General features: G+C 66.4%; 17 protein-coding genes. 9 read left to right on the forward strand and 8 right to left on the reverse strand.

Annotated features, from left to right (window positions below; translation table 11 throughout):
• Window positions 1-195 precede the first annotated feature (195 nt).
• The gene (locus FB461_RS12135; RefSeq protein ID WP_211349877.1) at window positions 196-792 is read left to right on the forward strand and encodes a hypothetical protein; all 597 of its coding nucleotides are present in this window, start codon (window positions 196-198) and stop codon (window positions 790-792) included.
• 47 nt (window positions 793-839) lie between these two features.
• Window positions 840-1,367, forward strand: coding sequence for a type 1 glutamine amidotransferase domain-containing protein (locus FB461_RS08610; RefSeq protein WP_142121138.1), 528 nt, complete (start codon window positions 840-842; stop codon window positions 1,365-1,367).
• Between the two features lie 29 nt (window positions 1,368-1,396).
• On the opposite strand, the gene FB461_RS08615 is transcribed toward FB461_RS08610, so the two are convergent.
• The 4 genes from FB461_RS08615 to FB461_RS08630 all read right to left on the reverse strand — a co-directional run bounded on the left by FB461_RS08615 (window position 1,397) and on the right by FB461_RS08630 (window position 13,503).
• A complete protein-coding gene (locus FB461_RS08615; protein ID WP_142121140.1) occupies window positions 1,397-3,241 on the reverse strand; it encodes a hypothetical protein in 1,845 nt (614 codons plus the stop codon).
• Window positions 3,238-6,684 carry an amylo-alpha-1,6-glucosidase gene (locus FB461_RS08620; RefSeq protein ID WP_142121142.1) on the reverse strand — a complete coding sequence of 1,149 codons (3,447 nt, stop codon included), beginning with the start codon at window positions 6,682-6,684 and terminating at the stop codon, window positions 3,238-3,240. The genes FB461_RS08615 and FB461_RS08620 overlap by 4 nt, the downstream gene beginning before the upstream one ends.
• 331 nt (window positions 6,685-7,015) lie before the next feature.
• A complete protein-coding gene (locus FB461_RS08625; RefSeq protein ID WP_142121144.1) occupies window positions 7,016-10,525 on the reverse strand; it encodes a UvrD-helicase domain-containing protein in 3,510 nt (1,169 codons plus the stop codon).
• Window positions 10,522-13,503: a PD-(D/E)XK nuclease family protein gene (locus tag FB461_RS08630; RefSeq protein ID WP_142121148.1), complete on the reverse strand. Its 2,982-nt coding sequence runs from the start codon at window positions 13,501-13,503 to the stop codon at window positions 10,522-10,524. The genes FB461_RS08625 and FB461_RS08630 overlap by 4 nt, the downstream gene beginning before the upstream one ends.
• Window positions 13,504-13,651: 148 nt before the next feature.
• Between FB461_RS08630 and FB461_RS08635 the strand changes: the two genes are divergently transcribed.
• Both FB461_RS08635 and nhaA read left to right on the forward strand, forming a co-directional pair.
• Window positions 13,652-14,056 carry a hypothetical protein gene (locus tag FB461_RS08635; protein WP_142121151.1) on the forward strand — a complete coding sequence of 135 codons (405 nt, stop codon included), beginning with the start codon at window positions 13,652-13,654 and terminating at the stop codon, window positions 14,054-14,056.
• Window positions 14,057-14,243: 187 nt separating this feature from the next.
• A complete protein-coding gene (gene nhaA, locus FB461_RS08640) occupies window positions 14,244-15,539 on the forward strand; it encodes a Na+/H+ antiporter NhaA (RefSeq protein ID WP_170222678.1) in 1,296 nt (431 codons plus the stop codon).
• Between the two features lie 129 nt (window positions 15,540-15,668).
• Here the strand turns inward: nhaA and FB461_RS08645 are convergent, their stop codons facing one another.
• Window positions 15,669-16,010, reverse strand: a complete 342-nt coding sequence (locus FB461_RS08645) for a DUF4342 domain-containing protein (RefSeq protein ID WP_142121157.1) — start codon at window positions 16,008-16,010, stop codon at window positions 15,669-15,671.
• 95 nt (window positions 16,011-16,105) lie between these two features.
• Between FB461_RS08645 and FB461_RS08650 the strand changes: the two genes are divergently transcribed.
• The 3 genes from FB461_RS08650 (at window position 16,106) to FB461_RS12310 (ending at window position 18,893) form a co-directional block, all read left to right on the forward strand.
• Entirely contained in the window at window positions 16,106-16,480 is a 375-nt protein-coding gene (locus FB461_RS08650; RefSeq protein WP_142121159.1) for a VanZ family protein, read from the forward strand.
• Between the two features lie 68 nt (window positions 16,481-16,548).
• Entirely contained in the window at window positions 16,549-17,151 is a 603-nt protein-coding gene (locus FB461_RS08655) for a DNA-3-methyladenine glycosylase I (protein ID WP_142121161.1), read from the forward strand.
• A 251-nt stretch (window positions 17,152-17,402) separates the two neighbouring features.
• Window positions 17,403-18,893 (forward strand): chromate transporter, encoded by a 1,491-nt coding sequence (locus tag FB461_RS12310; RefSeq protein WP_246046158.1) that lies wholly within the window; start codon window positions 17,403-17,405, stop codon window positions 18,891-18,893.
• Between the two features lie 111 nt (window positions 18,894-19,004).
• Here FB461_RS12310 and FB461_RS08670 read toward each other — a convergent pair whose 3' ends face one another.
• Window positions 19,005-19,973, reverse strand: coding sequence for a cation diffusion facilitator family transporter (locus tag FB461_RS08670; RefSeq protein WP_211349878.1), 969 nt, complete (start codon window positions 19,971-19,973; stop codon window positions 19,005-19,007).
• A 158-nt stretch (window positions 19,974-20,131) separates the two neighbouring features.
• On the opposite strand from FB461_RS08670, the gene FB461_RS08675 reads away from it, so the two are divergent.
• On the forward strand, window positions 20,132-20,683 hold the full coding sequence (locus FB461_RS08675) for a helix-turn-helix domain-containing protein (protein WP_246046159.1): 552 nt from the start codon (window positions 20,132-20,134) through the stop codon (window positions 20,681-20,683).
• A 398-nt stretch (window positions 20,684-21,081) separates the two neighbouring features.
• Window positions 21,082-24,072, forward strand: coding sequence for an ElyC/SanA/YdcF family protein (locus FB461_RS08680; protein ID WP_170222679.1), 2,991 nt, complete (start codon window positions 21,082-21,084; stop codon window positions 24,070-24,072).
• A gap of 68 nt (window positions 24,073-24,140) precedes the next feature.
• Here FB461_RS08680 and FB461_RS08685 read toward each other — a convergent pair whose 3' ends face one another.
• Window positions 24,141-24,551, reverse strand: a complete 411-nt coding sequence (locus FB461_RS08685; RefSeq protein WP_170222680.1) for a metal-sensitive transcriptional regulator — start codon at window positions 24,549-24,551, stop codon at window positions 24,141-24,143.
• Window positions 24,541-26,760: a heavy metal translocating P-type ATPase gene (locus FB461_RS08690; RefSeq protein WP_425466911.1), complete on the reverse strand. Its 2,220-nt coding sequence runs from the start codon at window positions 26,758-26,760 to the stop codon at window positions 24,541-24,543. Before FB461_RS08690 ends, FB461_RS08685 begins: the two co-directional genes overlap by 11 nt.
• Window positions 26,761-26,766 lie beyond the last annotated feature (6 nt).

Genomic DNA, 26,766 nt, shown 5'->3' on the forward strand with positions numbered 1-26,766 from the left:
GCTGCGAGCCGCATACGTGGTCAACCGGGAGTCCGACCACGAAGCAGACGACCACTCGCCGGGGCGGGGAATCGCCAAGTGGGGCAATGGCCACTCGGCCCGAAGCGCTTGACGTCACGGAATTCGAGCGCCTCTGCGGCATTGCTCGATCGGCAAGTTATCGAGTTTCCCTATCGAATAGATCGGGATAGCATGATGTCCCAGGGCTCGTACCTCGTTGCCGATCCCCGTTCCCGTCAGGCAGTGGTCATCGACCCTCGGCGTGATGTGGAGTGCTACCTCGACAGCGCCCGGGCGCGCGGCCTGACCATCGTCGGCGTCCTCATGACCCACTTCCAAGCCGACTTCGTGGCCGGTCACCTCGAACTCGCCGCCGCGACCGGCGCCTGCCGCGGCCCTATCGCGGACGACGAATTCGATGTCGTGGTGCACTGCACTGGCCCCCGCCCGTTCGCTTCCGCCGGGTGGAACCCCGTGGTCGATAGCCTGCTCACAAGCGGTCTGACCACGCCTGATGCGCATGGAATCGGGCTTGCGGTGAGCGAGGTCGGGGAACTGCTGCGCGCTCCAGCGATGCCCCCACAAGGGCCAGCCGAAGGAACTGCGGCAGCCAGTGCGACTGCGGTCGCGCTGGTCTCCGACGGCTACACGGCAGCCTTCTACGCGGTAGGTCCCGCCCGGCGCGGGAGTCAGTGGGAATCGACGGCCATCCCCGAGATCCGTGCGGATGCCACCCGCCTCACCCGGCGTCTCAGGACAGCGTCGGACATCCCCCGCCCAGTCGCGACCTGAACCAGATCGCGCAAGGATGAAAGGGAAGGACAACCACAGGAGGAAACATGTCACATCTGACGGGCAAGAAAGTGGCCTTCCTGGCCACGAACGGTTTTGAGGACTCGGAGCTGACCAGCCCTTGGAATGCCGTCACGGAGCACGGTGCCGAAGCGACCCTCGTGTCGACCCGCGCGGGCACGATCACCGGAAAGAACGGCCACGAGCAGACTGTCGACTCCACCACCCTCGACACCGTCGCGTCCGCTTTGGACGCGCTCGTACTGCCGGGCGGAGTCGCCAACGGCGACACCATCCGCACCGATGCGGACGCGGTCCTGTTCGTATCGGCGTTCTTCGGTGAGGACAAGCCCGTCGGCGTCATCTGCCACGGCGGCTGGATCCTGGCCGACGCCAATGTCCTGAACGGACGGACGCTCACCTCCTACCCGAGCCTCAAGACGGATCTCACGAATGCCGGCGCCACCTGGGTCGATCAGGAGGTCGTGGTCGATGGATCACTCGTCTCCAGTCGCACGCCCGACGATCTGCCGGCGTTCAACGAGGCACTCATCGAGGCGATCGCGGCGGTCTGACTCATCCGTCGGTACACCGCGCCATTCTGTTACGAGACGCGGATCACCTTCGAGATGGTGGTCTTCGCGGACTTGTAGCCGGTGGCCGTCATGATGACGGTCACCTTGATCCGCTTGCCGTTGTCCTTGGGCGAAACCCTGTACTTCTGACCGACAGCGGCCTTCCTACCGGCCCGGTACCAGGTGTACTTGTACGTCACGGACCTCGCATCGACCTTGGGCTTGCGCACCTTCAGGACGGTCCCACGCTTCAGTTTGGCACGGTTCTTGAGGGTCTTCTTGCCGTGGAATAGCGCCGGTTTGCGCTTGATCTTGATCGTCTTCACCGAGGGCGATGACGCGGGTAAAGGCGCAGCGGCGGCGGAAAAGACGGTACCGACCGCAACGAGTTCGACGATCGGATCGTGGCCCGGAGCCACAGTGGTGATGCGAGCCGTGATGGTCTTTCCCGCATCAGTCGTCGTAAGCCGGTATGAAGTTGTCGTGGCTCCGGCGATGGGCGTGCCGCCGCGTAGCCACGTCGTGGTGGACGAGGCTTGCGGTGCGCTGTAAACCCCGGGGATGGCCGTCAGCGTTTCACCCACCACGCTCGCTCCGGATACACGCGCGCCCTGCAGGACGGCGCACTGGCGACCAGCGACCTTTCCTACGTCAACGATCTGGTCGTGCAACGAGTATCCGACGGCGGTGGCCGTGACCCTCACCGAGAGAGAGTGACCCACGGTCGCGGCGTCCGGCGCGTATGTCGCGCCGGTGGCACCAGGGATGGCCTCTCCATTCACCAGCCACTCGTAAGCAACGGAAGCGTTCGCGGGCCGATATCTGCCGGGATCGACGGCCAGTTCTTCGCCATATCGGACGATGCCACTCACGGTTGGATCGGCGGTGACCTCGATCTGACCCTCACGGACGATGACAGCTGCACTCGGCGCTGCCGTGGCTGGCCGGAATCCGGATCGGATCACGGCGGCCTGCACCTGAATGGCTGCACCTGTGTCCCAGCCGCTGGGCCGATAGGTTTCGCCGGTCACGCCGCGCATGACGACACCATTACGTCTCCACTGGTACCGCACGGATTCCTGCTCGGTGACGCCCAGGACTTCCACGCCCATCAGTTCGCCCGCCACGGCATCGGGCGTGAGGATCACGTGTCTCGATCCGGAGATCACGGCGGCGGTCGTGGTGGCATCCGAGGCAATGGCGAATATCCGCACATTCGAGTTGACCGGGAGGCGCAAGTAGTCCAGCTTCTGGCCGGCTGGAACGCTGATGGGTGCCGTCGCGAACAAGCCGCAGACGGCTGCGGACTGCGTGGACCCGGAGTAGCGGTGCCGGTGCGTGCCGAAGAGCGTGTCGGAGTATTGCGGTGCCGATGAGCACCAGTCGCTGATGCTGAATGTCGTCTGGACCGGGCCGCCGCTCAGGCCGAGCGTCAGTGGTACGTTCTGCTGTCCGCCATTGACGCCCATACCCACCAGCTGGATCTTGGTGGCCGGACCGGTGGCTTGTGATCCGAGCGCGTGCGCCGTCTCGATGCGCTGCCCGACAGCGCGCACATGATCGGCGGTTCCGGACACGCCGCCCCCCAGCGTGAACTTCAAGCCCGACCCCGGCACGGTCAGCTCCGTGTTCGCAGGGGCTCCCGCCGCAGCCATTTCGCTTCGCAGCAGGTAGTAGCCGCCACCATCGATGTCGGCGTTAGCCGCGCCAAGGTCGCCGATGCCGGCCGCGTTGAAGTCGGAGGCGAGCCAGCTCGACGTCGTGGTGTCGACTTCGTGCGCATGCGCCGCGGACACCGTAGTGAGCAGGGGAAGGACGAGGGCTCCCGCGGCAAGCACGGCCACCAGCCTGGAACTGCGCCGGATCCGTGTCATCGCTTTGCCGCCTTCTTGATCTTGACTGTTGTGGAGGTAGCCGTCGCGGTGACGTATCCGGGCTTGGTCACGTTGATCGCGACGCGAACCTTCTTTCCGCGCCAGGCCTTCTTGACCTTCACGGCGGATGCCTTGGACACCTTTTTCTTGCCCACGTACCACTGATACGTCACTCTTCCCGCCGATGTCCTTTTCGCTGACGCTCGGAGCTTCTTGCCGGGTTTCTTGCTGCCCTTGATGACAACCGACGGCTTGGCGAGCAGACCCTTCGCAATGGCGGTGGTCGCCTTCGAGGTTCGGGTGATCGGAGACTTTCCAGTCAGGGTTCCCGTCACCGAAACCGAGATCCGCTTCCCGGCGAGGTTCGCTCCGATGGAAAGGGACCTTCTCGACGCCCCGGGAACTGCCGCGCCGTTCGCAAACCACGCGTATGCGAGGGCGGCACCTGGTTCCCAGGTGCCGGGAACAGCGGTGAGCTTGCCGCCCACGCGAGCGGTTCCAGTGATCGCCGGGTTCGAGCTCAGCACGTCGGTACGGCGCACGGTGACGGAGAACGTCGAGGTGCTCGTGTCCGTTCCGTCTGAGACGGTCACGACTCCGGCGTAGGTGCCCGCCGTCTTGTACGTATGGGAACCACCGATAGAGAACGATCCCGCTCCGGATGGTCCTCCAGCAGTGACCTGATTGACCACCGCGGTGGAAGTCGCCCCGTCTCCCCATGCGATCGTAGCCGTGAAGGCATCGGCATCGTTCGCGAGACCGCTCGAGGCGGTGGCTAGGGTAGTGGAGAGCACCTGCCCGGCATCCAGCGAATGGTTCCCGGCGGAGGTCACGGACAGATCCGCGGCCTCCTTGAGGTAGAGCCTCATCTCCCAGATGTCGTTAGCGCCGACCGGTGCGGAATACAGGTTCTCGTCCGAGCGGCTGTAGCGCGCGTTGGCCTCGAAGAAGCCCATGTTGACGGCAAGCCGGTCGGTACTCAGGACGAGGTCGTACGTGTGCCCACCCAGCAGGTCCACCGGCAGGTAGGTCGAGCCGTTGATGGCATCCCAGGTCGCCCGGTTCGAAAGGACGAGCGGCTTGCGCGCCACAACTGCGTTCGTCGCCTTGTCGATGACCGTCATCATCTTGATGCCGGAGGAGACGCCATGGGTCACGGACCTGGACGCGGTGGCCGAGTACTGAACCTGCGCCCAGTAGGTCCCGGTTGCGGGGGCCGTGACAGTCGAGGTCAGTGTGTCCGTCTTCCCGTTGCCCCAGTTCTTGAGATAGGTCCGCGCGCGACCCTCGATGGTCTTGGTCCCGACTTCGCCTCCGGTGTGCTGGAACGTGGAGCTGTCGCGGACGATGATCCGTTCGTCATCTGAGCCCCAGTAACACTTCGAGTTCGAGGGCTGAGAGGTATTTCGCGAAGATCGGAACGTGAGCCGGACCGAGTAGCAGTAGGAGTTACGGCCGAGTGCGGGTACCGCGTCGGTATAGGTGGTCGCGGCCGGAATGTCGTCGACGATGAGCTCGCCGTCGCGCAGGACGTCCATGCTGACGGCGTCGCTGGGCGTGCCGCCGAGGCCGATGCTCAGTATGATGTCCTGCCCGCTGCGAGTGACGGAGTTCAGCGACGGATCCTCGGGAGCGTATACCTGCTCGTGGTTGGAGACGTCCACGGGCGTCTGCGCCGCCGCCGCGACGGAGGATGCCGGGGTGCCGAGCGTGACGACCACGCTGACGCGCGATCCTTCAGCGCCGAGCGTCGCAGGCGTGAGCGTCTGGCCGGGCGGGACCGAGGTGCCGTTGACGGTGGTTCCCACCAGGGGATAGAAACCGTCCGCAGACGAGCCGACCGGAAGCTTCACCTCCACGTCGATCGTTCGTCCTCGGTATCCGATGCCGTCCAGGATGATCGATTCGGACGTACCGAAGTACTTCGTGCGGGTCTGCGCGGTCAGGCGGGGATTGATCGTGATCCCGTCCGACTGCGCTTCGATACCGAAGAAGCTTCGCTGGTACATGCCGAGCATTCCCGCGACCGACCACAGTTGCCGCTCGGAGTTCATGGCGGTACCCAAGCCGCCATCCATGATGTTGACGTTCTCGTAGTTGGACCCATAGAGCGCCGGAGTGCGGACCATCGCGCTCACCTGCGCCGCAGCAGCCGTGTCGTTGCCGACCCGAGAGGCGGCGAGCAGCATGAATGCGGTCACGAATGGCCAGGCGCCCTCATTGTGATAGCTCGTCTGAGACTGTGGCTGGTACGTGCCGGTCGGAATCGTCGGCTGTTGCGGCCAGATCGTGGGCGGGCCGGAAACCGATTGCGGATAGCTCGCGATCGCCTTGCTTGCCTGTTCCGATGTGGCGATTCCGGTCAGGATCACGAGCGCGGTGCCCAAGGCGTCATATCGTTCCACGGGAGCGGGGTCGAGCGTTCCGGTGAGGACTGCGGAGAACTGGCTGCGGTCCTCAAGCCAGAACTTGGACCGGATGGATTCGGCCAGGTCGTCAGCCCAGGCACGGTACTTGGCGCCGCGTTCGCCGTCTCCAGCTTGGACGGCCAGCCGTGCGGCTTGATCGATCGCGACCCAGTGGGTGACATTTGTCGACAGGGACATGCTCTGTGCGATCTGCGTCATGTCGAGACCGATCCACTGCGGGTACGTCTGCCACCGCCAGTCGAGGAACGACGTCTCGCCGGTGTACAGCCCGTGCGTCGTATCGAAGATGACCTGCCGATCGTGTTCGATCGTGTTCCGCACGGCCTCATAGGCGCGGTCCGTGAACGCCTGGCGGAAACTGTCCGGCAACCAGTTGATGATCTCCTCCGCGCCCAGAGACCAACTGACGCGATCCGTGGAGTTAGGGTAGCTACCACCGGTTCCCGAGTCCTGGATGATTTGCAGGTCTCTGCCGGGTGTACCGTCGGCGTTGAGGTCGTCCCAGTAACCGGAGCGGCGCTCCGAGAGCTTGAAAGCAAGGGTGTTGCGCATGCGCACGGGATCCACCGCGGTGAGCCCGAGGGCTGCCGAATAGGACACATCGCGTGTCCACACGTACTTCCAGTTCTTGCCCGTGTAATAGCAGCCCTTGCCGTCTGCGGAACAGTTCTGCGGGTTGTTATTGTCGTAGTCGCCGTCCGTGACCGCGTCAGTGCTGTCCTCGTGCGCCTCTTCGACAGCCATGGCGTACATTGCGTCGAGCAGGGCAGATCCGGTTCGCACGATGGGGTCACCGGCCGCTTCGACAATGGTGTCGGTCCCGCCGATACGCGCGAGCTGATAAGTACGGCGGCACGTCGTTGGATCGGTTGCGGCAATGGTGACCGTCGCGGTGCCCCCGTTCGGGTCCTCATACGTGGCGGCACCCGTCGGGGTGGCACAGGCGTCGATGGCAGCAGCTGCGAGGGGAGCGGCAGTCGCCAGGCCGTTGACGGCCAGCGCCGTGGCGGCCATGAGCGCCGTCACCTTACGCGCCCGGGCATTCGCTCTTGAACGAAGGTGTGCGGCTGATGAGCCTGCCCGCTGAAATCGCATGTGTGCCCGGCTTCCCGCGAAGGTGTCCCAACGGCTCGATCCGTACGGCTCCATGGGATGGGCCGCTGATCCGAGTCGTATCGATTCAGATTGATGCGCGTGAAATCACGCCTGGGAGCAACTTTGCTCCCAGCGACTTCACCTCAGCATCTGACAACGTTGCCATCTGCCGGATCGAGCCTAAACCTGCAGACTATGAGTGTCAATTGATCTTTCGCGAAGTGATTTATGGTCGTGGCGGTGATCGGCTCTATCCGATCAGGTCCGCCGGACCGTTCGCCCTGGCATGGCAAAGCAGTGCCCTGCCTGGTGCAAGGCCGGTAGCCGCCGCGATGACGTCGCGGTACGCCGCGACCTGTCGCAGGTAGGCGGCCTTCTGTTCGGGAGCGATCGCGCGGTCCGTCTTGAAATCGAGCACGTGCACTGCACCATCGGCCACGTAGACGAAGTCGGCGGTGCCGATCAGCCCTGAAACCGCCGGAGTCGCTTGATCGCCTGATTCGTCATAGCGAGCCGCACTCTGCTGCACATTGTGGGCAGACGATGTTTTCAGGCTGTCGCGGAACGAGAAGTCGGCCACGGGTGCCTCGAACCAGTAGTTGGCAGGCTGCAGATCAAGTTCGTCCAGCCGCGCCTGGCACGAAGCCGCGAAGCGAGCAACAGTGGGAGCTGCATCGTCTTCCAGGTCCGTGTCGGCCACGGCCTTCGCCGCCGCCTGTCCAGGACTAAAACCGGCATGAGCGAGTTGCAGCGCCAGGTGAACGGCGCTGCCGAAGGCACTACCCAGTCCTGCACCCAAATTGTTCGCGCCTACGTCGTTGCCTGCGTCACCGATCGGCGCCTCTCCCCTCGTCGTCGATGCCGACTCGCCCCCACCGAGGATGGCGGCATCGTTTCCCAGGGCGTGGGCGCGCTCAGTGACGACCTCGTAGGTCTGCGCGGGCAGGGTAGCGATTGCCGCGTCGTGGCTCGCGCGCCACTCATCAACGGTGGGAAATGCTACGGAGGTCTCGTCCTGAAGCGCATCGCCCGGCGGCGGGGGCAAAGGCGCCCCGCGGACGATTCTCGTCGCCCAGCCGAACCGACCGTCGCTCGTCCCTCCCCGGTCGTGCGCCGCAGCGAGCGCCGCGAAGACGGGGCCGCCGACCTGTGCCTTCAGCGAGCCGTCGCGGCCAGTCGCGCACGCTGCCATGATGACGTGTGATCTGGCTCGCGTGAACGCGACGTACCAAAGACGCTCTCGTTCGGCGTCGGAGGCGATGGCAGCCGCCGAGCGAGCCGCCGCGATCCCGGCCGTCTGCAACGGAGCCTTGATCGACAGCTCGATGTCGCCGTCAGCGCTCGCGATCACGCTGTCAGATTTCACCGATTTGCTGCTCGACAGCCCCCAGAAAGCGACCACTGGGAAGGTCAGTCCCTTGGCCTGGTGGATAGTCATGACCTCGATCGCGTCACCCTCGCCTATGACGCTGGTATCGGGGGCCTTCGATTCAGGGTCGATGAGCGCCTCGAGGTGCTCCGCGAAGGAGGACAGCGCGCCACCCGTCGCGTCCTGCCAGGCGCGGGTCTCGTCGAGCAGGAACGTGTAGGCGCCCCACTGCTCGCCCGCCTGATCCCAGTCGTCGGCGATATCGAGTGCCGGGGTCTGGAACAGGATCGCCTCGACGAGCGCCACCGCGTCGTGGGCGCTAGCGCGCCAGGCGCCGAGTGTCGAGAGCGCATCTCGCACCCGGTGAACGGCGATGCGCTCGCCGCCTTCCAGCAGGGAATCATCGAGGTCGATGCCCGGGCTCCAGCGGTAGCGGCCGACCAACTGGCTCCACGCATACAGGTCGGCGTCCGAGCACGCGAGCAGGCTGGTGCGCAGCGCCTCGACCAGGGCGATCTCGTCTGTGGGATCGGCTACCGCTCGTACGATCCTCGCGACCTCGATGATCTGCGGTGTCTGATGCAGCAGCGCGGAACCCTGCACGCGGAACGGCAAGCCCTGACGGCGCAGTTCCCGCAGCAGCGATGCGATACCCGTCTTGGCGGGAACAAGGATGGCGCAATCGCCGGGCGTGATCGGCCGGCGGATTGGCTCCCCGGTTTCTCGATCGATGCCGACTATGGCACGCCAGGGCTGCGATGCCAGGAGGGCCCTCGGTGCGTGAGCGCCACTGCCCGGCAGGTCTTGATCGGATACGTCGAGTCCCGTGGCCGCCGCCAAAGCCGAGACGATCGCCTCCGCCTCGGCAGCACGCGCGACCTCGGACGAGATCTTGCCGGATAGGTCTACGTGCTGCGGTACCCAATCTTCGGCGTCGGTTCCCGGACCAACGCGAAGTGCCGTGACGAGTGGGCCATAGTCGGGTTCGCTGACCTCGGCGGAATGCCAGCCCGGCGGTGACGTGAGCCCGCAGTAACCGCCATTATTGGGGTTCGCGTCCGAGAACCAGGTGGCGAACAGGTCGTTGAACCAGTCCACCAACGCCGGTTCGGAACGGAAGTTCGTGGTGAGGTCGAGTACCTGACCGGTCCCGGTCAGAGCGCCCCAGGCATCGCGAACTCGCTCGTACTGGCGCACGTCGGCGCCGCGGAACCCGTAGATCGACTGCAAGCGGTCGCCGACGACGAACAGTGATCCGGGACGAACGCGAGGCACGTCCTCACCCCCTGCGAGGTGGACGACTTCCGCGTCTTCCTCCGCGAGGAGATTCGTCACGATCCCGACCTGGCGGGCGTCGGTGTCCTGAAACTCGTCCACGAAGATGTGCCGGATCTTGGCGCGAAGCCGGCGGCGGACATCGGCCTTTGCGGGGTCGGTAAGCAGGCCGTGGGCCAGCGAGATGATGTCATCGAACATCAGCTGTCCTGTGCGTATCCGCTCGGCGCGATACCTGTCGATCACTTCCCCCACGGGCGCCAGCCAGCGGCGCAGGAGTCTGTCGCAGAGCGACTGCTGCAGGTCCACGAGTACGGGTGCAAGCGGACTCGGGTTGTCGCCGTCCAGCATGGCATCGGTAGGACGCGCCATGTCCAGCAGGATCGGAAGGCAGGCGAGTTCGTCGAACTCCGCTTCGATCAGCGCCTCGACCACCAGTCCGTAGTCGCGCGCCGCTCGCCACTTCCTGGCAGAGTGCTCGATCCATGCCCGCCGCAGTTCTTCGGCACCCGGATGCGACCAGGTGGCCGGGGCGGGGCGAAGCCGTGCCGCGGGATGAGTCACCAGACTTTCAACAACATCGCGCAGTGTCGCGCGGCTCCGCAAAGTCCGGTACATCGTGCGTGCGAGCGTCGAGTCGACCGCGTCGGTCGTCAGCGTGCTGATCGCCTCCGTCCACAGCCGGGACATCATCGCGCCATGAGCGGCATCGTCCATGACGTCGATCTCCGGCGGGCAACCGGCCTCGAGCGGATACTCGCGCAAGATGGACAGTGCGAACGAGTGGATCGTACCGATCCGCATCAGATCGAGGTCGGCGAGCACGGCTTCCCACCGTGCACGATCGGGGGACCGGTCCCGCCTCGCCACCAGTTCGAGTCGCAACCGGCCTTTCAGTTCGGCGGCGGCCTTTTCGGTGAAGGTGACCGCCGCGATCTCGGGGAGCCGCAGGCCCTCGTTGTCCTCCAGCAGTCCCACGATGGCATCTACCAGCGTCTTCGTCTTGCCCGTACCGGCACCAGCGTTCAAGAAGACCGTCGCCGTGCCAGGGTGCACGGCAGCGTGGCGATTGTCCGCGTCCGCGAGCCCGCTCCGGACATCGTTCCCCAGCGTCATGATTCAACTCCTGAGCGGTTGAAATCGGTGGTCTCGTCGGAGCGCAACTCCAGCCATGCCTCCGCGAGAGCGTCGGCATGCGCCTGCGCGGCATCGAAGACTCCGACGTGGCATGCGGCGCAGTAGGCATGCGACCGCCCGCCAATGCCGATGGGCGCATAGAATCCGGCCGCGAAACCGGCATCGATCTCGTTCATCAACTGGTCGAATGCTTCTTCGGCATCCGCTGTGACCGTCATCTCCGCCTTTCGCAGGTCGCCGCGGGCGTCGAACACGTGGTAGCCGATCGTCCAAGACCGGGGGCATAGCGCGGCGATATCGGCATCCGCGCGCACGGCGGCGAGGTAGATGCCCGGTTGCACCAGCTTTCCGCCTGCGGTGAGGTCGGCGAATGACCCGGCACGCGCCGGGTCGCGGAAGTCCTTATACGTGTCCGGGTTTGCCGTCTTGTAGTCGACCACGCGTGCGGCCCTACCGTCCGGAGTGTCGTAAACGTCCACGCGGTCGATCGATCCGCGCAGGTTCAGCGCGCGACCCGACTCGCGCACGGTGTAGGAAACCGGCCGTCCGGCAGCGCGGCCGAACGCTCGCTCCCCGCTGATCGGACCGGGCGAGCCGTCAGCCACGTCACTTCCGCCCAGCATCGCCGACACATCGAGGCACCACTCGTCCACAGCGTGATGGATGCGCTCCTTGAGCACCTCCCACGCAAAACCGTCACCGACGGCGAAGGACGCCTCGAAGGACGCGATCGATGCGGACTCGAACTCGTAGGCGCACCTGCGCAGCTCATCGACGTCCCGAATCCTGCCCGACGTCCATTCGGCCGTAACGAGCTCAAAGATCTTGTGGACGAGGCTCCCGCGGTCCTTCGCCTTGACCTCGTCCGCGTTCTCGGGGCGATCCAGTCGCGTGGCCCCCACCACCTTCTCCACGAGGTAGGCATGCGGGCAGGTGAGGTAGTTCTCCAGTGCGGACGCGGAATACTCGTCCGCTACCCCGCCCGAATGATCGCGGACGTACCGACGGCCCGCCTCCGGAACGTATCCGTTCCACTCGCTGAGAAGACCGGCATCGCGCGCATTGCGGCAGTCGCGCGAGCGTTCGACGTGATCCGTGCCGGGACGCTTGCCCGCAAGCCCGGATGCGAGTCGGAAGTGGTGTTCGTTCACCAGCCATCCGTCGTGAGACCCATCGGATGCTGCCTCCCGGATCACCTGGGCGATGCCCCCCACGCGCACCACCCTGTCGGGCTTCGCGGCGGGAACCCGATCGAGGTAGCGGCTCGCGAACTGCTCGACGTTGGAGCGAAGCGAATCGCGCGCGTAACTCACAGTGACGGCGCGGGCGGCACGCAGGGCGGTGCGCCAGTCCTCCCCCTGCTCGGCGATGCGATCGGACACCGTACTGAGGCCGGTCACCTGCTGCCGTTCGGCGTCGGGCAATAGGGGGTCTTCCGCGGGCACGGTGGGGCACGAACCCTCGCCCGCTCCGAGAACGAACAGATGATCCAGGTCCAGCGACCGCATCTGCGCGACGGTACCCACGACCACGCGCGAGCGCGGAGCCGAATTGGCGTTCACGCCGACGTTCAGCGAGCGAGAAAGTAGTTCGGCTGCGCCGCGGGCGGACGATGGCAGGGGCATGCCGTGGTCACGCCACTGCCGCGCTAGCGTGTCGATGACCGTTCGCGCGCCGGCCTCCGCAGGGTCGGAGTCGCGGGCCACCAGCGCAAGGGCCGCCAGCAATTGCGCCCCGAGTTGACGGTAGTTACCGCTAGCCGCGGTAGCGAGACGCGCGCACGTGCCGACCAGTTCTGCCGTCGCATCACGCTGCTCGACGCGCCACTGTTCTTCGTCCGCTGCGCCGTCTTCGATCAGGTTCAGGCGCGTCCAGTCGTCCCCGCCAGCCACAGCGGCAGACCGGCGTGTGGCCACCCCGCCGTCGTCGAATCCCGTGCGCCGGGTCAGGTTCTCGAATGCCGCGAACCGCAGCCGGAAGCCGTTCACGGTGATCAGCCCCGGCTCGACCACGGCACTGATCTGATCGCGGCGCAGGTCCGGTGTCACCGCGATCATCGCCAGCGCCGTGCGTGCAGTGCGGGTCTCCAGCAGGGTGCGGCCAGTGAGACCGTGCCAGGGGATGCCCGCCGCGTCGAGGAGGTGCGCTACCTCGCGGGCGTAGATGCTCGGGTCACTCAGTGCGATACCGATGCCACCACTACCCGGCCCGGCGGCGAGGACACGCTGAATGACCGCCAGTGCCTCCGCAAGCGGATGTGCCGCCTCGATCACCGTATGGATCCGTTGGGTGGACTCGGCCAGAGCGACGACCTCTGTGCGCGAGTTAAGCGCGGCAATGACGGGGCCGAAACCGGCTCGTGTGCCATGCCGCAAAGTCGCCTCGTGCGCGACGATCGAACCCAAGCTCGCGTGCGCGCTGTCGCCCTGCAGACGGACCGAGGCATCCCCGATCCAGTCATGGGCCAGGGCACCCGACAGCGACCCTGCCATCTCCCGGCAGGCAGTCAGCACGATGGAACTCACCCCCGATTGGGTTGCGGGCCACTCGTCCACCGGAATCCGCGAAAGCTCGCGGAAGACCCGCGCGACCGCCGCGACGGTGCTGACCTCACGGCGCACGTCTCCGAAGTCCTCGATGGCTCCGCACGTGTGCGCGGCGGCAAGCAGGATCTCCTGGTCCTGCGCGACCGAGACGCTCGAGAATCGTTCGACTAGCGTGCCGAGCGTGATCGGCTCGACATTGAATATGGGCGCATTAGCGGCCAGGACCCGGAGCAGATGCCGCCCGGCCGCGGGCGAATCGACGATGACGGTGATGCGTCCCAGCGGATCGACCGCGCGAAGTTGGTGGACGCGCGCGGCCACGAGTTCGACGTCCGTGCGCACGGACCCCGGCGCGATCTCGCGATCGTCTTCTACCGACCGCGCGCCTGTTTCACGTGCAACGTCGCCCATCCTCGCCTCCTTTGTCCGACTCCTCACGAGGGTAGCCGCTGGCTCGGACACATCCGCGAATAGTGCCCGTCCAGGGTCGGCATCCTGGCATCGCCGACTTATCCACAGTCGGCGCGCGCACTCTTGGAATCCCCAGTACTATCTCCGCATGAGCAAGGAAACCGCTACCACAACTCCCGTGACCGATCCCACGGGCCTCCTGCGCACCCCCATCGGCAACCCCGCGCAACTGCGTGAGCCGACCAGCCGAGACCGGACGCGCGCGACGATCTCGGTGTCGGTGCTCGCAGTGGCCTACATCGTCGTCGCCGTGTCGCTGATAGGCCTTCGATCGCAGCTGGCGGCCAGCGATGAGGAGGGTCTCGGTGCACTGGCCGGCCTCGTGGCCGGCTTGGCGGGACTGGGGACTGGCATCGCCTTGGCCATCGTGCCGCTGGTCCTGGGAATCATTCAGGTACGGCAGACGCAGCGTCAGTTCAACTTCACCGTGATTGTCCTCTCGATCATGGTGCCCCTGACCGCGGTCCTCGGATTCTTCCTGGTGCTCGGCTGAGCCGAACACGCCCCAGCACATCCACACTGACGGGCGGCGATCCCGCCACGCCCGTCGGTTAGGCACCCTCGCCCCCGTCTAGGGCAGGCCATCGCCTAGGATGGACGCAGGCGTGTCGGGAAGTCTGGTCGACTCGGCCCTGATCCATCGGGCCGGAATCCCGTCGCCGACCCCTCATGGATGCGCTATGCCAGACACGTCAGCACAACCGGCACCCCGCCGCGAGCGCACACCGCCCACCTCCCCACTCACCAGGCTGAGCCGCCTTCTGCGCATGGACGTGGTGGGCGGCGGGCTACTCGTCCTCGCTGCTGGGCTCGGGATGATCTGGGCGAACTCGCCGTGGTCCGCGGCCTACGAATCCCTGCGGGACGCGCGGTTAGGCTACGCGCCGTGGCATCTCGATCTGAGCGTCGGCCAGTGGGCCTCGGACGGACTGCTGACGGTATTCTTCTTCGTCGTCGGGCTGGAACTCGTGCGCGAATTCACGAACGGGGAACTGCGCCATCCGCGCATCGCCGCCACCCCGATCATCGCCGCTGCGGGCGGTGTCGCCGTGCCCGCACTGATCTACCTGCTGCTCGCAGGGAACGATCTGCGCGCCGGGTGGGCAATCCCCACGGCGACCGACATTGCCTTCGCCGTTGCAGTGCTCGCTCTGGTGGGGCGGTGGCTACCGGGATCGCTACGCGTCTTCCTCCTGACGCTTGCCGTGGTCGACGATCTGATCGCGATCGTGATCATCGCGTTCGTCTACACCGATCAGATCCGGGTGGCTCCGCTGGCGATCTCGCTCGCCCTGGTGACGTTGTTCGGGGTCCTGGCGCGCCGTTTCCGCCGGCTGTTGGCGCGCCGTCGCTGGGCGGCATGGGCATTGCTCGCGCCGATCGGCGTTGCCGCCTGGGCATTCATGCACGCGAGCGGCATCCACGCGACGATCGCGGGGGTCCTGCTGGGCCTGTGCGTACCAGCGCAGCCGATTGAGGACGAGGCCCGCGCCGCGACCCCGGCGAGGTCAGGACCGAGCCTCGCGGACCAGTTTGAGCACCGATTCTCGCCATTGTCCGCAGGGCTTGCCGTCCCGGTCTTCGCACTCTTCGCCGCGGGCGTCGCGATCGGCGGACGCGCCGGTGTGGCATCGGCTCTCACCGATCCCGTGACGCTGGCCGTGACGGCCGCCCTGGTGATCGGCAAGCCCGCCGGAATCCTGGCCGCGACGTTCCTCGCGACTCGCGGCAGACGCGGTCTGACGCTGAACATGGCCTGGGCGGATCTGCTGGGGCTCGGGTTGCTGAGCGGCATCGGTTTCACCGTGTCGCTACTGGTCAGCCAGCTCGCTTTCGCGCCAGGCAGTCCCGCACTCGATCATTCCCGGCTGGCCGTGCTGGGCGCGTCGCTCGTGGCGGCGACCGCCGGCGCAATCGTGCTCGCCTTGCGCGGCCGCCACTACAGGTTGGCGCCGCCAGCGCGCGAAGCGTCATGAGGTCGGCCTCGGCTGCGCCAAGTCCACCGGTAGCCGTGCCACCCGCGCCCAAAGCGCCATGAGAGTGTTCAGCGCTACGACGCCGCGATGAGCGTTGTCCGCCGTCTGCGCTAGGCGGACTCGCGAACGTTAGGCGGACTCGTCCCCGCTCGATTCGGCAGGCGCCGCAGGATCCTTCACCTCGCCGTCGAACACGGTCCCCTCGCCCGGTCGGCCCTCCCGCTCGACGCCGATCGTCACCTGCGTGAGCAGAGCGGCCACCGCACCGACCGCGACGAGCGCCGGTGCGACGAGGGCGGCGACGCCCGTCACGGCCAGTCCCGTGTTGAGCGGCAGTTCAAGGAGCGTGTCGCCGCGATCGTTCTTGATAAAGACGCGACGCACGTTGCCCGCCTGAATGAGTTCGCGCACCTTCGCGAGAACCGCATCGCCGCTGATCTTGAATTCCTCGTACCAGGTCTTGCCCGCCATCGCTCCGCCTTTCCTCGGTTCCTTCCATTATCGGCGCCATTCGCAAAGCACGCTGAAAATCCGAACCGGCTGCCGCCCCTTCGCATGCCACACTGTTGGGCGTGATCGCCATACCACCGGGCTCGCTTCGGATGCGCTGGATCCTGTTCGTCTGCGCGGGGATCGTCCAGTTGATTGCGTTGTACTCGCCATCGGGGCCGAGCGCGGGCGCGGGCATTCCCCACCTCGACAAGGCCGGCCATTTCGCCATGTTCGCCGCGGTGGCACTGACCGCTGGTTGGCTCGGGTTCCGCCCTTGGTTGATCGCTGCGGCCCTGTTGATCAATGCCGCGATCTCCGAAATCTGGCAAGGGTTATTCCTTCCCCATCGCAGCGGCGACCCCGTCGATTTCCTCGCCGATGCCGCTGGCATCGCGGCGGGGTTGGCCCTCGCCCGGTGGACGATTTCTCCGTCGCGCTCGCCGAAGTGACGCCCGAGAGTTATCCACAGCCCCTGATTCGCCGCGATACTGTCACCGCGCAGGGCCACAATCAGTAGATGGCACAGACACCTTTGACCCGGGCAGCGAGCGACCTCGTGGTCGGCCCGGACGGGCTCATTCGGCCCCGCTGGGCGGCGGCGAATCGCCTCCTGCAGGACTACTACGACGACGAATGGTCCGAGCCCGTACGCGACGAGCGCGGGCTGTTCGAACGCATCAGCCTCGAAATCTTCCAGTCGGGGCTGAGTTGGTCCACGATCCTTGCCAAGAGGCCCGCCTTCCGCTCGGCATTCGCCGGATTCGACCCGGAGGTCGTCGCGGACTTCGGGGACGAGGACATCGAGCGCCTCATGGCGGATGCCGCTATCGTCCGCAACCGACGCAAGATCGAGGCGACGATCGCCGGCGCCCAGGCCACCGTCGACTTGCGCGCGACTGGCGGCTTGAGTGCGCTCGTCTGGTCGTTTCGGCCCGCGACGAAGTACGCGCCGGCCACACTGGCAGAGATCCCCACCCGTTCACCCGAGTCCGAAGCCCTCGCAGCCGCGTTGCGTGCGGCAGGATTCCGGCACGTCGGACCGGTCACGATGTTCGCGCTGATGGAAGCCATCGGGATGGTCAATACCAACCTCATCGGATCGCACAAGCGGCCCGCGTAGAAGCAGACCGCAGGCGACGAGGGCGGGCAAAAGGGCGACGGTGATCGCAGGCGGAGGCGTAGGCGCAGGCACGAGGGCGGACGCGGACGTAGGCGCAGGGATCCTCGCGCGGTCGCCGTTTCGACTTCGGCACCCCGAGCTGGGCGGACACGATCTTCCCGCATTCGCGCGGACGGCGGCGTCGTGCCCTAGCGCGTGAGGTGAGCGAGCCTATTCTCCTCGCGTTCGCCCGGGCACCGTAGGATGCGCGCATGAACAGCGTCTTTCGCGTCTTCTTGCGACTGGGACTTACCAGTTTCGGTGGACCGATTGCCCATCTCGGCTACTTCCGCGAGGAGTTCGTCGGACGCAGGCGATGGTTGCGGGACGAGGATTTCGCCGGTGCCGTGGCCCTCAGCCAGTTCCTCCCCGGCGCGAGTTCAAGCCAGGTCGGCATGCTCGTCGGCCTGGGACGCCGCGGTATGACGGGCCTGATTGCGGCCTGGATCGGCTTCACGTTGCCCTCGGCCGCATTGATGATCGGGGCGGGCTATGCGAGCCAGACATGGGCGACCAGCGAAAACAGTGCCGTGGCGGGTGCGATCTCGGGACTCAAGGCGGTGGCTGCCGCGGTCGTGCTGCAGGCCGTCATCCAGATGGGACGCGTGCTCACCCCCGACGCCCAGCGGCTGGCCGTTGCGGCGAGCGCTGCGGCCCTGGTACTCCTGTGGCCCGTTCCCTGGATCCACGTGGCCGTCGTCGTCGTCAGCGGACTGCTCGGATTCGCCAGCGGCCTGCCCCAGCGCCGTGGGGCGGCCGTGCGCCGGTTCCGCAAGCGCAGCAATCTCCGCAAGCCGCCCAGTCATGCACCGGTTGGATCCAGGTCCACCTCGATGGCGAGCACTGAGGCGGTGGAAGTCGGCGAAACGATCGGTTCGCCGGCACCCGGCGACACGACCGAAGGGGCAGCACCCGGCGACACGACCGAAGGGGCAGCACCCGGCGACACGACCGAAGGGGCAGCACCCGGCGACACGACCGAAGGGGCAGCACCCGGCGACACGACCGAAGGGGCAACGGTTAGCGGCTCAGCCGAGGCGTTGGATCGGACGAGTGGCTCACCGGATGGCACGCGCTCGTTCCGCCTCGTCGTGTCGCCGCGCCTTGCCACTCTCGCGGCGGCTATGTTCGGGTTTCTGCTGGTCGCGCTCCCGATTGCGGTGCGACTTACGGGCGACGGCACGGTCCGGTTGATCGACGCGTGCTTTCGGGCGGGAAGCCTCGTCTTCGGCGGTGGGCACGTGGTGCTTCCGCTCCTCGAATCGGCGACGGTGCCCAGCGGAATGGTGGACTCGTCCACGTTCATGGCCGGCTACGGGACGGCGCAGGCATTACCCGGCCCGCTGTTCAGTTTCGCCGCCTACCTCGGCACGGTCTCAACCGTCGGCCCAGGGGGCGCGCTGGGTGGCCTGATCGCGCTCGTCGCGATCTTCCTGCCGTCCGCACTGCTCGTCATCGCGGCGATTCCGCTGTGGGAACGACTGCGCGCGAATCCGGCCGCCGGGCGAGCGGTCGCCGCCGTCGGCGCCGCCGTCGTGGGACTGCTGGCAGCGGCTTGCTACGACCCGGTCATCGTGACGGGCGTGACGTCCTGGACCACTGCGGCGATAGCCCTCGGCTCGTTCGTCCTGCTGGTCTCGCGACGAGTGCCCGTCTGGCTGATCGTGGCTGGCGCGGCCGGAGCCGGGCTTGCCCTCCGCTAGCGCGTTCGGTTCACTGCGCGCGGCGACGGCAGACTGCGCGGCGCGTCGACCATAGGCCGCTGTGTTCTTTGGCGAGGCATTTAGGCGAGCCGGATTTCGGGTGCCCCCGCGTCACGCGTGGTTGTGCTTCTCACTCGATGCGAGTGCCTGGTTCTCCAGTTGGAAGGTCGAATGCTCGATCGGCACCTCGAAGTGCTCCTGGACGCACTCCTTGAGGTGCTGCAGGATCTCTGGGGCATGCCCCGTGCGGAAGCACTCGTCATCGACCACCACGTGCGCCGAAATGACGGGAAGGCCCGTAGCCACCGTGGAGGCGTGCAGATCGTGGACTTCCCGAACGTGATCGAGTGACTGGATGTGGCGGCGGACCTCGTCCAGATCCAGGTGCGCGGGAGTGGATTCGAGAAGAACATTGGCGGCATCGCGGAGCAGAATCAGCGCCCGCGGCACGATCAGCGCGGCGATGAACAGACCGGCAATGGAATCGGCGCGCTGCCAGCCCGTCGCCCAGATGACGATCGCGGCGACGATGACACCAACGGAACCGAGCGCATCGTTCGCCACCTCAAGGAAGGCCGCGCGCATGTTGAGCGAAGCGGTGCGGTGCGCCGCGATCACTAGCAGCGAGACGATGTTCCCGACCAGGCCGATAATGCCGAAGATCAGCAGTTCGCCAGCTGGCACCTCGGGTGGCGAGAACAGGCGAGTGACCCCCTCGACGGCGACGTAAACCCCGACGGCCAGCAGCACGGCCGCCTGCCCCAGGGCGGCGAGCACCTCGACGCGGCGGTAACCCCAGGTGCGCGCCGCGGTGGGCGGGCGCAGGGACAGGTTCGCGGCCGTGAGCGCGACAGCGAGCCCCAGCGCGTCCGTGAGCATGTGGGCGGTGTCGGTGAGTAGAGCCAGCGATCCCGTGAGGATCGAGCCGATCGCCTGCGCGATGAGGATCGTGGTTGTAATGGAGAAGGCGATGATCAGCGGTCGCCGATGATCGACGGCGTCGTAGCCATCGCCATGGCCGCCTGACCCACGGCCCCCCGACCCATGCCCGTCGATCCCGTGCGAATGCCCCATCCCCATGGCCCAGATCCTACCCGCGGCATTCCGTGCGAATCCGGTTCGCGAAGCCGCTGACTTTGGGCGTTCCCCACAGCCGTGTTCCCCCCGCACTGGTTCGGGGGAACCGCCTCCCAGGCCGCGCCCGATGCCGCTCGAAGCCCCGGCGCTAAAGTGGTGGTGTGTCCGAGACTCCCGATTCGACGCTGCGCGATCGCCACGGCCGGATCGTTGCGCGTGCGGACTCCACCGACGCCGAGATCCAGGCCCGCGCCCGGGCGCTGAGCTCACCGATTCGGCTGCGGATCATTCGCCTCTGCCGCTTTGAGGCGCGCACCAACAAGGAGCTAGCTGAGTTGCTCGGCGTCAATCCGGGGACCATGCTGCACCACGTTCGCACACTCGTCCGCACCGGCTTCCTCGCTCCCGAGGGCGAGCGAACAGGAGCGCAGGGCGCCCGCGAGGTTCCCTACCGTGCGACTGGCCTGTCCTGGCGGACTGCGTTCCCCGAGCAGTCACATCTGCTCGTTGAGACATTCCTGCAGCAGATCGAAGGACTCAACCCGGACGAGTTGCGCGTCTCCTGGCTCGGTCTCCGACTCAGCGACGAGCATCTCGTCGAACTCGAGGAACGGCTCTACGCCCTGGTGAACGAGTTCAAGGAACGGGCTCCGGATCCAGATGGAACGCCGATCTCGCTGTTTACGGCAATCCATCCCGACGTCAATCCTTGACGACATGAAGGACATTCGAGGAAGTTCCCCGGCCGAAGCGTTTCAGCCCCGACGTGCCTCGATCTAGTGCGCTAGCCTCGGTGATGAAGCCCCAGTTAACAACGATGTTAGCCGGGGCTTTGCTACTGCGTGGGCTCGTCGAGCGGTATGATCAACTCGATCAACGCGGCACTTCCAGGCATATTAACGTCCCTACGGACGTAAATATGCGTCAATTCATCGATGAATTCCGGATTGTCGTGGAGATGTTCGCCGAAGTGTCTTATCGTGTTAAGCAATTCCATCTGACAACGCTGTCATAGTCGAGGTTGCACAGCAGCAGCCCGACTGCATATCCCAGCGAACTCGTTCCTTAGAGGATTTTCATGATCTCGTCACGCCATCGTGCACGACAAGCGATGATCGCAATGACGGCCGCCGCCTCGTTGCTCCCCGGTCTCGTCGTAGCCGCCGCGCCGAGCAGCAACGCTGCAAGTCTTCCGCCCGCAAGCATCGCCCAGGCCGAGGCGCGCGCGATCGAGTTCCAGCGCATCGGTCTGCTGGACGATGTGCAGGAGCAACTCGCGCACATCAAAACCTTCAACCAGGCCGAGGGCGTCGCGTTCGCCGCTGCGACCGATTTCTGGAACAACTCGCTCGTGAACTACCAAATCCAGGGCAACGTCGATCCGACCCAGGCATCTGGCATCCCTGACGGGCTTCCCAACCAGCGCTCGCACGTCTTCGTAGTGCTCGGCCACGTACTCAACAACGACGGCACGCCCCAGCAACAGTTGCTCGATCGAGTCGAGGTAGCCAAGACGGCGGCGGCGAAGTATCCGAACGCCCGCATCATGGTCACGGGCGGTCAGCCGCGCAACGGCCACACCGAGGGGCAGGTGATGCACGACCTGCTCGTCGGCGGCGGAATAAGCGAGAATCGCATCATCGTGGAGAACCAGTCCTCAGATACGCCGGACAATTCGACCATGTCGATGGCGATCCTCTACGGTCCGACCATGGTCGGCGCCGACCGGGTGGACTCCATTTCGCTGATCACAGCGGGCTGGCACATGCGGCGCGGAACGATCCTCTACCAGTACGCCTCGCGGCTGACCCAGGCTCGCAACAATGCCGACCACCTGATCGAGATCAAAGCCGGTGCGGCGTGCATCACCTCCGCGTGCCAGAACGGCGACTACGTCAATCCCCCCGGCTACCCGAACAGCAACGAACGCAACCTGATTGCGCAAAACGTCGCGAAGGTGGCCGGCGTAAACGTTGGCGGCAGTGACGGCAACGGCGGCGAACTCTCGACGTTCCGCACCGGTACGGGAGGACTGCGCCGCGCGATCGCCAAGTTCGTGTACCTCCAGCGAGAGGGCTTCGCCGGGAATGATGCAGCACCCCGCAACAACACCGCCGACCTGCGCCGGGCGATCGCCGATCTCGGCGACGTCTCGTCGGTATACGGCCGCGAGTTCGGCGAACTGAACCGAGCTTGGGACGCTGCACTGCGCCCGCTCGACATCACTCCGTCGATACCGACCCTCCCATCGAACGGCAGCGGACACGCGTTCGTCGTCCTCGGAGCCGACAGCGGGACGGGTAACGCGACGGCGGGACGGCTGAACGTCGCCGTCACGGCGCTGAATCAGTACCCGAACGCGATCGCCGTCGTGGCGGGCAACCAGGCAGAGATCGACGCCGGATACAACGGCCTGATCAGCCGGGGAATCAGCGCCTCTCGCATCGTCCGCACCCAGGCTGGGAGCAACGCCCAGACCGGAGCCTTCCAGTCGATGAACACCTTGTACTCGCTGGGCAACATCAGCAAATACACGCTCATCACGTCTGGCGACTACGTTCGACGGCCCCTGGTGCTCTTCGCCGTGGCAGACATGCTGCGCCGCAACGCGTGGGGCTCAGCGACGAAGATCGAGTTGGCGGGGCACATCGTGGAGACGTTGTCCGGCCGAAGCGGCGACGCGAGCCTCCCCGATTCCACCAAGCGCAACCAGATCATCGACAACGTGGACGATCTCTTCGATTTCTCGGCGTCCGATCTGTCGAGCTGGAACACTCCGGCTCCGGTGCTCTCCACCCTGGCCGAGATAACCGCGACCCCGCCGGTCAAGACGGCATACGTCGTCGGCGACGCCATCGACACGACGGGGCTGAAGGTTCAAGCGAAGCTCGACAACGGCACGGTTCGGGTCGTCGACGTCACGGACCTCGCCACGCTTACGCTGCCGAGCACCACCGCGGCGGGACCGGCGAACATCGCAGTCTCGTACACCTACCGCGGAACCACCAAGTCGGCCCAGGTACCTGTCACAGTGCGGGCGGCCAACGTGGATGCGCTGACGAGCGCCCTGGACGAGGCCGCCGCCATTACCCCCGACGACTTCACGGCGGAATCGTACGCCGCGCTCACGGCGGCGGTATCGAACGCCAGCACCGTGATCGCCGATCTGCAGGCGACCAGCGAAGAGGTGGCGAACGCACGGACCGCCGTCCAGGCAGCGCTCGATGGCTTGGTCGCATTGGTCCCGACGGTACAGGTCACGCTCACAACCGCGAACGGCAACGGAACCTACCCGCAGGGGGCCACGGCCACGGTGACGGCCACCCCGGCGCTGGCGGAGCGACCGGTCGCCTCGATTGAATACGCGACCACGGGAACCTGGCAGGCATACAGCGGACCGGTCACCCTCCCGGTCGGCGGCTACCAGTTCCGTGCGCGAGCCACGGACAGCGTGGGCCGCGTCTCGGCGGTCGCGACCCTTGACGTCGTCGTCGTGGCGGCCACCCCGCCCATCACCTCCATCGCCCCGACGCTGACCGTCGCCGCCCCGTCAGCCCGATTTGGCGCAGGCGCCAAGGTGACCGTCAAGGCGCGGGCGAACGGCGCGGCCGTGTCCGCGGGCACAGTGACCGTGCAGACGGGTGCCAAGGTCCTCGGTACCGGGAAGATAACCGCCGGGCAGGCGACGATCTCGCTCGATAAGAAACTGAAGGTGGGCAAGTACCCGATTTCGGTGCGCTACTTCCCAGTAGCGGGCACCGCTTTGCTGCCCGCGGTGGTGCCGAGGGCTGGCACGGTCACGATCGGCAAGGCCGCTCCGAAGATCACCGTGAAGCGGACCAAGGGCACGGCAAAGCGCGGTAGCCGGGTAACACTTCGGGTCCGTATCGCCGCCATTGCCGGTGCCGCGCCCAGCGGGGCAGTCACGATCACACTCGGCGGGAAGAAGGTCGGCAAAGCCAAGATCCGCAAGTCGGGCAAGTTCTGTCAGGCGACGATCAAGACGAAGAAGCTTGCTCGCAAGGGAAAGCTGAAGGCCAGCTATACCGGGAACGCCACCTATGCCAAGAAGACTGTGACATCGAAGGTCAAGATCAAGTAGTTATCGAGAACGCCGGCCGGCACGGCGCGTCCGCAACGGGCGCGCCGTGCCGGCCTTTTCTCGTCCGGTCAGCGCATCAGCCGGCCGATGGCGGCGCTGACCTCGGCGAACTTCGCTTCGGCGACCTCGCCCCCCTCGCGGGCCGCGTCGGCCACGCAGTGCCGCAGGTGGTCGTCGAGTAGCCCGCCCGCCACCGATTTCAGCGCGGAGGTGAGCGCAGAGATCTGCGTGAGGATGTCGATGCAGTACTGCTCCTCGTCGATCATCCGGTGGATGCCGCGCGCCTGCCCCTCGATGCGCTTGAGGCGCGCGAGGTAGCGATCCTTGTCGGAGATGTAGCCGTGCCCGTGATGATCGGCAGGCTCGCTGTGGTGGGGCGACTCGTCCGCAGGAATCGGCGCGACGGAAGCCCCCGCGCCGCGCGCCGACGCCGCAGATCCGCCCATGCCTGGATCCAGGTGGGATGCTTCAGTGGTCATGGCTAGATGTTCCTTGGTGGTGTTCGCCTGACGGGTGTGGCTGGGGATTCGAGTTCGACTGACGGAATTCCTGGCGTCTCAGCAGTTGCGCATTCACGGCGACGACGATGGTCGAGGCGGACATGAGAATCGCTCCGACCGACATCGGCAGCACGAATCCGAGGGGGGCGAGTACTCCGGCGGCGAGCGGCACCGAAACAAGGTTGTATCCGGCCGCCCACCCGAGGTTCTGGCGCATCTTCCGGTAGGTGGCCCGAGACAGGTCGATCAGGGATAGCACCGAGCGCGGGTCGTCGCTGGCGAGGATCAGGCCAGCAGAGGCGATGGCGACGTCCGTACCCGCCCCGATAGCGATTCCCACGCTCGCGGCCGCCAGCGCCGGGGCGTCGTTGACGCCGTCGCCGACCATCGCGACGACGCGGCCCTCGTGGACGAGTTTCGCCACTCGCCTCGCCTTGTCCTCCGGCTTGACCTGCGCGTACCAGCGGTCGATGCCGAGGCGTTCCGCCACCGATCTCGCGACCGTCTCGGCATCGCCGGTCATCATGATCACTTCCAGGCCGCGCGCGTGCAGTTCACGCACGGCCGCGATCGACTCGTCGCGAATCGCATCGGCCAGGGCAATGGCCCCTATCACCTCCCCGCCGGCTATCACACTGAGGATCGTGGCACCGCCCTCGTCCCACTGGTGCGCCGCTTGGAGCCGCTGGAGTCCGGCGTCCGCAAGCATCGCGGGCCCGCCGACGGCGATCCGGCTTCCCGCAACGATCGCGGTCACCCCGTGAGCGGGTGACGAGTTGAACTCGGTCGCAGGCGGCAGTTCGAGGCCACGATCGCGGGCGGCGCGCACGAGCGCGCGAGCGAGCGGGTGCTCGCTCGGCGCCTCGGCCGCGGCAGCGACGGTGAGCAGTCGCGCCTCGTCCCAGTCGCGGGCGGCGGATATCCCGACGACCTCTGGCTCGCCGCGGGTCAGCGTGCCGGTCTTGTCGAAGACCACCGCGTCGACCAGGCGCATGCGTTCGAGGGCGAGCCGATCTGCGACGAGAATCCCTGAGCGGGCCGCCTTCTGCGTCGCGATGGAAACGACGAGCGGAATCGCCAGACCGAGCGCGTGCGGGCAGGCGATGACCAGTACGGTGATGGCGCGCACAACGGCCTCGTCGGGTTGGTGGACCGCCGTCCAGATGATCGCCGTGATCGCGGCGGCGGCGAGGGCGAACCAGAAGAGCCAGCCCGCAGCCCGGTCGGCCAGTCGTTGAGCGCGGGACGATGACTCCTGCGCCTGCGCCACCAATCGGCCGATTCCGGCCAGCGCCGTGTCGTCGCCGGTCGCCGTCACCTTAATGCGAAGCCCGGAGTCCGTGGCGATCGTCCCGGCAACGACGCGCGAGCCGCGCTCCCGGCGCACCGGCACGGACTCGCCGGTGACCATTGCCTCGTCCACCGCCGCTGCACCATCTGTGACCTCGCCGTCCGCGGGGATCCTTCCGCCGGGCCTGACGATGACCTCGTCGCCGACTTCGAGTTCGCCGGGCGGGACGTATTCGCTGCCCGACTCCGTCACTCGTTCGGCTCGATCCGGCAGCAGTGCCTCAAGCGCATCGAGGGCGCCCGACGTCTGCGCGAGCGACCGCATCTCGAGCCAGTGACCGGCAAGCATGATGACGATGAGGAGCGCCAGCTCCCACCAGAAGTCGAGGCCGTGGTCGAGCAGGTGGAGCGAGGCCCCCAAGGACGAGCCGAACGCGACCGTGATGGCGGTTGCGATCAGCAGCATCATCCCGGGCTTGCGCGACCGGATCTCGGTGACGGCTCCCGTGAGGAATGGCCTGCCTCCCCACAGGTACATGACGGTGCCGAGGACCGGTGAGACCCAGAGGAACGGCCCGGAATCCGGCAGGTCGTAGCCGAGGAGTTCGGCGAACATGGGGGACAGGACGACCACCGGCACGGCGACGATGCTCATCAGGATGAACAAGCGCCTGAACATCCCGGCGTGATGCGCCATGTGCCCGTTGCCCATCGAACCGTGACCCATTGCAGCGTGATCCATCGCGTCGTGCCCCATCGAACCGTGCCCCCTGTCGGCGTGCCCCGCCTCGCCCGGGTCCGCACGGTCGTTGGCGGCGCCGTCTCGGCCGATCACATCGTGATCGGCGCCATGCTGCCCATCGCCGTGATGCATGTGCCCCATGGATTCGTGTGTCATGTGCTC

This window comes from Rarobacter faecitabidus (genome assembly GCF_006716265.1).
Classification (GTDB): Bacteria; Actinomycetota; Actinomycetes; order Actinomycetales; family Cellulomonadaceae; genus Rarobacter; species Rarobacter faecitabidus.

Coding starts and splice junctions, on each gene's coding strand:
- FB461_RS12135 (WP_211349877.1), top strand. CDS start 196: ATGTCCCAGGGCTCGTACCTCGTTGCCGATCCCCGTTCCCGTCAGGCA.
- FB461_RS08610 (WP_142121138.1), top strand. CDS start 840: ATGTCACATCTGACGGGCAAGAAAGTGGCCTTCCTGGCCACGAACGGT.
- FB461_RS08615 (WP_142121140.1), bottom strand. CDS start 3,241: ATGACACGGATCCGGCGCAGTTCCAGGCTGGTGGCCGTGCTTGCCGCG.
- FB461_RS08620 (WP_142121142.1), bottom strand. CDS start 6,684: ATGGCCGCCACGGCGCTGGCCGTCAACGGCCTGGCGACTGCCGCTCCC.
- FB461_RS08625 (WP_142121144.1), bottom strand. CDS start 10,525: ATGACGCTGGGGAACGATGTCCGGAGCGGGCTCGCGGACGCGGACAAT.
- FB461_RS08630 (WP_142121148.1), bottom strand. CDS start 13,503: ATGGGCGACGTTGCACGTGAAACAGGCGCGCGGTCGGTAGAAGACGAT.
- FB461_RS08635 (WP_142121151.1), top strand. CDS start 13,652: ATGAGCAAGGAAACCGCTACCACAACTCCCGTGACCGATCCCACGGGC.
- nhaA (WP_170222678.1), top strand. CDS start 14,244: ATGCCAGACACGTCAGCACAACCGGCACCCCGCCGCGAGCGCACACCG.
- FB461_RS08645 (WP_142121157.1), bottom strand. CDS start 16,010: ATGGCGGGCAAGACCTGGTACGAGGAATTCAAGATCAGCGGCGATGCG.
- FB461_RS08655 (WP_142121161.1), top strand. CDS start 16,549: ATGGCACAGACACCTTTGACCCGGGCAGCGAGCGACCTCGTGGTCGGC.
- FB461_RS12310 (WP_246046158.1), top strand. CDS start 17,403: ATGAACAGCGTCTTTCGCGTCTTCTTGCGACTGGGACTTACCAGTTTC.
- FB461_RS08670 (WP_211349878.1), bottom strand. CDS start 19,973: ATGGGGATGGGGCATTCGCACGGGATCGACGGGCATGGGTCGGGGGGC.
- FB461_RS08680 (WP_170222679.1), top strand. CDS start 21,082: ATGATCGCAATGACGGCCGCCGCCTCGTTGCTCCCCGGTCTCGTCGTA.
- FB461_RS08685 (WP_170222680.1), bottom strand. CDS start 24,551: ATGACCACTGAAGCATCCCACCTGGATCCAGGCATGGGCGGATCTGCG.
- FB461_RS08690 (WP_425466911.1), bottom strand. CDS start 26,760: ATGACACACGAATCCATGGGGCACATGCATCACGGCGATGGGCAGCAT.